The following is a 6,907-nucleotide window of genomic DNA, read 5'->3' as shown; positions in this document are numbered from 1 at the left end:
TCCAGATACCGCATGCGACGGCTAAGAGCCGGTCATTGAAGCTATTGGACTTGTTGCGGCAGGTCTGGGCCACGCAGCCCAAGCGTTTGGCCCCACTGATGGCGTGTTCGACCTTGACGCGGCGACGGGCGTGGGCCGCATTTTCGGCTCGTTGCACGTTGTTCAGGGCCGCGTCGGGGCGCTTTTTGCTGCGGCGTGGCCTGCGGTGGGGCAGACTTTGGGGCGGCAGGTCGTAGTCGGTGACTAGGCCCAGGTAGCCCAAATCGGCCAGCAAGTCGAACAGGTCAAGCAGGCCCAGGTTGGTATTAAATTCGTTTTTAAGCAGTTGATAGTCGTGGGTGGACCCGCAGCTCGTGGGTCCCAGGTAGTGAATGTAGCGACTGGGGTCGGCGATGAGCGTGTTTTTACGCGTCAGCCTTTTTTTTACCTGAGTAGTCGGCCGCTCGGTCCAGCACCGCCTGCGGCCGGTGCTGGGGGCGCTCGGTGGCATCAAGCAAGAGCACGGGCACGTCGGCAAACACCTGTTGCATCTGAGCCAGCGAGGCGATGGCGCGGGCGGGCAGTACGCCCTGGATGCGCAGGGTACGCTCCAAGGCCTTGGCCAGTTGATGGACGCGCTCACACGCCTTAGAACGGGACAGGCCGAACGTGGCGGCGAGCACATCAAAGGTGGGATACGTTTTGAGGTAGTAGAGGATGAATAATAACTTTTGCTGTGGACTGACCAGCACGCCTTTACGTCCCCCGCCGGCCTTGCGTTTACGCGGGCGCTGGTCGGTGAAACGGGCCTCGGCTTCTTCTTGGCACCCCTGCGCGAAGGGCTCGGCCAGGTCACAAAATGCGGCCAGGTCTAGCCCCGTTAAGGCCCGCATTTGCCGGTCATCGGTTATCGTATCAACATCTAGCATTCCCAAAAATACTATTTGGGAACAAGTCTAGTGTGTGCCATAGCCCGTTCATCCCTAAATAGTGCTACTGCTCGGCACACTTCAGCCGGATGCTTAGGACCTCCGTCTTGAATGCCCTGTTGTACTTACGCCGTTTTTCAACTCTTGATAAGCCGGTCAGTACCCTTTGAATTACGCAAATAACGACGCGCCGTAAGTACCATACTTATGATACGTACAATATGTTTCACAAGTATAAGAGGTTCCTTATCACTTGCGAAGCGTACTATACGTACGGTACATACAGAAATGGAATCTGAATAAGTCATCTATATCGTAGGCATGGCACTTACGTGCTTACCAAATACTATTATGCAAACTGTCAGAATGTTGTATAAATAAAGTTCATTGTATTTTTACAAAATATGCTGTCAGGCAGCACTTGCAACCGCTACGTACTAAGTACGCTATCAGTATCAAACTTACTATAAGTTTGATACGTATGATATTTTTCATAAGCTTGATAAGGATTGAAAATATGGTACGTATACTTTACATTTGTTTCCACAACAGTATTCTCAATATTCTATGCACATCATCACGTTTGCCAACCGCAAGGGCGGCGTGGGCAAGACCACCTCTGCTCTGGCCATTGCCCATCGGCTGGCACAGCTTGGCTACCAGACCTTGCTGATAGATGCCGACCCCCAGGGCAACGCAAGCTCCACCATTGCGGAGCTGCCGGCCGTGCCGGGGTCGCTGGCGGCCGCCCTGGACACTGGGGGTGGCTTGCGCTCGCAGCTCAATACCGCCGCGCCCAATCTGTACTGCATTACGGCGGGCGAAGACCTTACGAGGCAGGAAAAGCTGCTGGGACAGGAAATGGATTACGGGTGGTTTTTTCGCAATGTCCTCCAAGACCTCGCTGCCGCGCTGGCTGGTGGCCAGGCCCACGCCGCCGGGCTGCCGGCCTTGCCCGCACAGCTTGATTTTGTACTCATCGATACCTCGCCTTACCTGGGCACGCTGGCTGTGTCGGCAATGGTGGCCAGTGAGGCAGTGTTTATCCCGTTGCAGCCCAATTTCTTTAATAGCGAGGGGTTGACCAAAGTAGTGGAGATGGTCGGAGTCATCCGCCGCAACTTCAACCCGAACCTGTGCATCGGGGGTATCTTTTTTACGAAGTATGCCCGTACGTACCGCAAGGCACTGCACCACCAATACGCCCGCGCGCTCGAAGCTGACCTAGTGCTCGGCAAGTTGGTGATGCAGCAGACTATCCGGGAAAACGTAGCGCTGGACGAATCGCAGGCGGGCCAGCAGGCTATCTACGACTGGGCGCCCAACTCCAACGGGGCCAGTGACTACCGAGCGCTTACGGACGAATTTCTCACCCGCCTCCACTTATCCGATGCCACCTAAGAAAATGCCCCCAGTGCGGCTGGCTTCGCCTGCGGCCAGCCACGACGATATTCTGCACCCCTCCGTAGCGCGGTTGCAGGCTCCCCCGCAACCTGCGCTGCGGGATGCTTCTGCCAGTACTATACGTACTGACAGTATCATAAGTACCATACGTATGGAAGAGATAAGCGTGGAGGAAAAGCCGCTGCGTATCCCCTTCACCAATAACCTGCCGCCCGCCGTGTTCCGCGAGTGGTTTACGTATGCGTACATGGCCCGGCTACCGCTGCAGGAGGTGCTGGAACGCGCGCTGGTGGCCTACCTGCAGGATAAAGCCCAAACGCACGAGCCGCTGCCCCCAGAACAGGAAGCCATTTTGGCGGCCAAGGAACAAGCCGAACTCAGTCGCCGTCAGAAACGCCGCACCAAGTAGCCCAGCTGGGCTAGAGTAGGGGAGAGGCTGGGTTGCCGTGGGGAGAAATTACGCCGGCTGCCTGGTTATGCCCATCTGCTCACTTGGCTGGGTAGCGCGCCGCTGGCATGGGCCCAGCGCCACCCTATCGCTTCGCCTGCCGTGCGCTGGGGTAAGGGTGTTGGTTGTGGACCGTTTGGTTGCTGATAGGGGCCTGTTGGGCCGGTTTTGGCGTAATTACTTGGGGAGGGGTGGGGACGAACGGGTGTATCCCGCTTTGCACGGCCGGCTGGGGAGGTGCTTGGCCGCTAGCCACAGTGTGGTAGGGGAGGTAGTAGCATGGGGAGCCCGGCCCTCACAGGAGTAAAGATGACTTGGGGAGCGAGAAGGTATCGGCGGTGGAATGGCTGCGAAAAAGAAGACAAGCAGGGCAAATCTATGTACATACATGAATTGGCCACCTTGCGCAGCTTTTTTCTGCGCCGTCCGGACCGCTTGTCTGCGGATGGCCTTCTAGAAGCCTTTTAAAAAAAGAAAAAAAATTCGATTCGCCTTGTTTTGAAATTTTTTAAAGCTTCTTTAAATACTCTTTATTCTTTAGGGGCTCATAACGCATTGGCTATTAGATTTTTGTGAAGATTGAACCGGAAAATCGGCCGCTGTGAACCGGAAAATCGGCCGTTCAAACCGGAAAATCGGCCGTTGCGAACCGGAAAATCGGCCGTTCAAACCGGAAAATCGGCCGTTCAAACCGGAAGATATGCGTACCTTTTCCGGCATCAACGGCCAATCTTCCGGTTTACCCTATGAACGGACCCCTAAACGGACTGCAAACCAAGCTCCACGAGGTTGCCTTTTTGAGCAACACCTTTGTGCGCTCGCCCCTGGCGCTCAACAATGTAGAAGCTCGTATTTTTGCCCTAGCTCTAGGCTGCCTGCATCAGAAGCAGGATACGCTGTCGTTTCGCATTCACTTCAACGACATCACGCGGGGCGGTAACACGGGGGGTAAGCAGTACACGGAACTAGCTGCGGCTCAGACGCGTCTGACCCAGCCCATTATCAATACGTCGCTCAAAAATGGCAAGAAGCGCCGCGACGCGATTTCTCTGTTCAACATCCTAAGCCTTGATGAGGGCACTAACCTGATAACAGGGGAATTTAACCCCCGGTTAAAGGAGCACCTGCTGGATTTGACCGGAAAGTTCACGACCGTGGAGTTGGAGTCACTGCTTACGCTCAAGAATGCGCATAGCCAGCGGCTGTTCTGGATTATGCGCAGTTACCATAACCAGACCTGGGAGGAACCGCTGCAGTTTGACACGCTACGGGAGTGGCTGTTTGGTGAAAACTCGGAGCAATACACCGACTGGACCGATTTTAACCGATACGTGCTCAAGCCCGCGATTGAGGAGTTCCGGGCTATCGGCTGGGAGGTGGTCGTGACCCTGCAGCGGCGCGGCCGGCGGGTAGAGGCGTTAGTATTTAAAATGACTAGTACTCAGGAGCCGCTACTGCCAGTGGTAAAAGCCAAGAAGGTGTTGACCCTGACGGAGATTGAGGAGTTTCGCCGCATGCTGGAGGCGACCTACCGGGAACTGCCGGCGCTGTATGACCGCCTGCGGCTTGACTTTGAGCTCAAGGAATACCAGGCACGTGAAGTGTTGCAGAACGTCAAAGACTTGACTGCTTACCAAGCCGTTACCAAAGTGCTGCACGACGTGCGCCTTGCCCTGGCTAGCCGCAAGCCGATTAAGTCGCTTCCGGCCTATACGCTCAGCCAGCTTAAAGCCGTGCTCCCTGTATACCAAGTGCTGGGGTCTGCGCCTAGTGTCTTACCTAAAAGTGCTGGTTCGCGGGCGGCGGCAGCCACTTCACATGCGCAGCTTCGGGATGCGCAGGAGCGCCTGAAGTTTGTGCAGGAAGAGGCACCGACTAACTTGTTTTCCGAGCAAGAAAAAGCGTCGCGTACTGCCACCATTGAGGCCGAAATCGCAGTCCTGACTCAAGGGCTTACTACGTAGCGTAAGGTGCTGTAAAATGGAGAATGTGTGAGTGAAAAATTGCTTTTAAAATAGTGTTTGCTTAGTATAAAAATTGCGTTTTAGCCTGCTGCTTTTGGCACGTTAACGCAGTATAAAATAGTATCCAGCGTAAGTTTTCCAACCTTTATGCCATTATAAACTACCTAGAACACAGCTAGTTAGGGGGTAGTGTTTAGCATAACGTACGTTACCGGACAGTATTAGCTCTTCGGCCGATTCGACCGTATGCAAAAAGCTCCCCTCGCGCATCTATTGGCTATGCGTTCCTCTTTGTTCCCTCTCCTCGCCTACGGGCTTCTGAGCAACCTGCCCGCGCAGGCCCAAACCTGTCCTGTGCCGATTGTCGCCGGAAACGTGGTGTGGTTCGATAGCGTGCAGCAGCTCTCGCTGGCCCAACAAGTGGCGGCCGTGCAGCACCGCGCCTGGCGCGATACGTTGCTGGCCCCCTATCAGATGACGGCCTGCCGGATGGGTATCTCGGCGGCTACTCTCCCCGCCGCCACACCCTCCGGCAAGCCTACCGGTTTTCCCTTAGTCTATGTGGTCGACGGACAAACATTCTACAACCACGATGCGCCTACCATTCGCCAGTTCCAACACGTGGTGCGCCGCCGGCCCATTCAGCAGGTGACGGTGCTGCGGCAGGCAAGCGCCGCGGCTATCTATGGCTCCCGGGCAGCCAGTGGGGTCATCGTCTTATCGAGTACCAAGCGCAAGCAGCACCACTAGCTCGACCGGCTTAGGCAAGAAGCCTTGCTTCAATGGATGGAGGCTAGAAAGGCTTAGTGAGCACGTAAGCTGAGCGGCGCAACAGCTTGTCACATTTCTTAAACAAGCCACTCGAAAGAGCAGGGCAAAAGCACCAAACGGTTAGTTAGCGTCTGGGGGCTGTGGAGCTAGCTGGCGGAGTAGTTGTCGGAGGTAGTCATCATCGCGAGCTGCTTTCTTGCGTTTGCGTGGCAGACTCATCTTCGTTGGCTCACGTCGTAAGAGGGTGAGTGCGAGCTTGCGCAGAGTAGAGAGGTTGCGCGGGGCGTGGCCCTGGCGCACCCGGCAGGCATCCTCGGCAAAGGTGACATCCAGGTGCCAGTGCAGGTCGTTTTCGATGCCCCAGTGCCCGCGCACATAGCCCGCCAACTCGCCCGCACTCGCTTGCGCCAGCGAGCTCAGGTAGTAGCGCGTACTGTGCTGCTCCCGCCCCTGTTGCCAGCGCCGGGTCTGCACGCAGACCACCGCCGCCAGGCCCGCCCACTCGGCAGCTTCCTCCACCAGATTCAGGTTCCGGCTCACCCATACCCGGCGTTCCTCGCCGCGGCCGTGGTCTTTTTCGCGGCTCACAAAGGCCGGCTCCTGCCGCAGCAGCGGGGCCAGGTGGGCCTGCACCTGCTCGAAGAGGGTCCGCTGGTTCTGCTTGAGGGCCAGCACATAATCAGCCCGGCGCTCGACCAGCGTCGTGGCAATGGCGCGCTGGCAGCCGATGGCATCGATGCTCACCACACTGCCGGCTACCTCCACCAGGTCGAGCACTTGGGGGATGGCCACGAGTTCGTTGGCTTTGCTGGCCACTTGGGTCTGGGCCAGGCACAGGCGCTGTTCGGTCGCCCAGACGCTGACCAGCTGCACGCTGGCCTGGCGTTGGCCGGGCAGGCAGGTGCCGCGCACCTGCTTGCCATCGATGGCCAGTTGTTGACCCGCCAGGACCCGCATAATGTCCTGCCCCCAGTGAGTGAGGCTGGCTTCGAGTTCAACCGGATTGAGACGGCTGAACACGCGCTGCAAGGTGTAGGGCGAGGGAATGCCAGCAGGCAAGCTCAGAAACTGAGCGAGCACGGCCTGCTTATCGCAGGCGTAGTCATAAATCTGCTCAAAATCTTCGCAATCAGCCAGTAAGCCGCACAGCACCAGCCAAATAATATCACTTAGCTCGTGTAGGCACCGCCCCTCCACCCGGTAGTCCGTTACCTGCCAAAAGAAATCCGCTACTTCTTCTTCCATCCCCAAAGGTCGCTAACTTACCTTTTGGTGCTTTTGCCCTGTAACAGATTAGGATTTAGTGAATAACCATCTATGAGCTAACTAGCATCTAGCCAATTGGTTGCTCTTTTTAATGGGTGTTAGCCTAAAATGCCAAAAACCCCATCTGACTTGCGTCAAATGGGGTT

Annotated in this window: 7 protein-coding genes; 4 read left to right on the top strand and 3 right to left on the bottom strand. The window is 56.3% G+C overall.

Annotated elements, in window-relative coordinates:
• Positions 1 to 490 (bottom strand): transposase family protein (locus QMK33_RS23045; protein WP_283566982.1); only part of this gene is annotated, 490 nt, incomplete at its 3' end.
• A complete protein-coding gene (locus QMK33_RS23040) occupies positions 405 to 908 on the bottom strand; it encodes a helix-turn-helix domain-containing protein (RefSeq protein ID WP_283566981.1) in 504 nt (167 codons plus the stop codon). The genes QMK33_RS23045 and QMK33_RS23040, both read right to left, overlap by 86 nt.
• A gap of 567 nt (positions 909 to 1,475) precedes the next feature.
• Here QMK33_RS23040 and QMK33_RS23035 point away from each other — a divergent pair.
• The 4 genes from QMK33_RS23035 (at position 1,476) to QMK33_RS23020 (ending at position 5,474) form a co-directional block, all read left to right on the top strand.
• Complete coding sequence (locus QMK33_RS23035; protein ID WP_283566980.1) at positions 1,476 to 2,309, top strand: ParA family protein; 834 nt, start codon at positions 1,476 to 1,478, stop codon at positions 2,307 to 2,309.
• 154 nt (positions 2,310 to 2,463) lie between these two features.
• Entirely contained in the window at positions 2,464 to 2,721 is a 258-nt protein-coding gene (locus QMK33_RS23030; protein WP_283566979.1) for an Ntn hydrolase family protein, read from the top strand.
• A 785-nt stretch (positions 2,722 to 3,506) separates the two neighbouring features.
• A complete protein-coding gene (locus QMK33_RS23025; protein ID WP_283566978.1) occupies positions 3,507 to 4,724 on the top strand; it encodes a replication initiation protein in 1,218 nt (405 codons plus the stop codon).
• 279 nt (positions 4,725 to 5,003) lie between these two features.
• Positions 5,004 to 5,474: a hypothetical protein gene (locus QMK33_RS23020; RefSeq protein WP_283566977.1), complete on the top strand. Its 471-nt coding sequence runs from the start codon at positions 5,004 to 5,006 to the stop codon at positions 5,472 to 5,474.
• A gap of 141 nt (positions 5,475 to 5,615) precedes the next feature.
• Here the strand turns inward: QMK33_RS23020 and QMK33_RS23015 are convergent, their stop codons facing one another.
• Positions 5,616 to 6,740 (bottom strand): ISAs1 family transposase, encoded by a 1,125-nt coding sequence (locus QMK33_RS23015; RefSeq protein ID WP_283566976.1) that lies wholly within the window; start codon positions 6,738 to 6,740, stop codon positions 5,616 to 5,618.
• Between the last annotated feature and the right edge of the window lie 167 nt (positions 6,741 to 6,907).

The sequence above is a fragment of the Hymenobacter sp. H14-R3 genome, assembly GCF_030063445.1.
In the GTDB taxonomy this organism is placed as follows: Bacteria; Bacteroidota; Bacteroidia; order Cytophagales; family Hymenobacteraceae; genus Hymenobacter.
The sequence above is the reverse complement of the archived record's forward strand: the minus strand, read 5'-3'. Positions and strand labels throughout refer to the sequence as shown.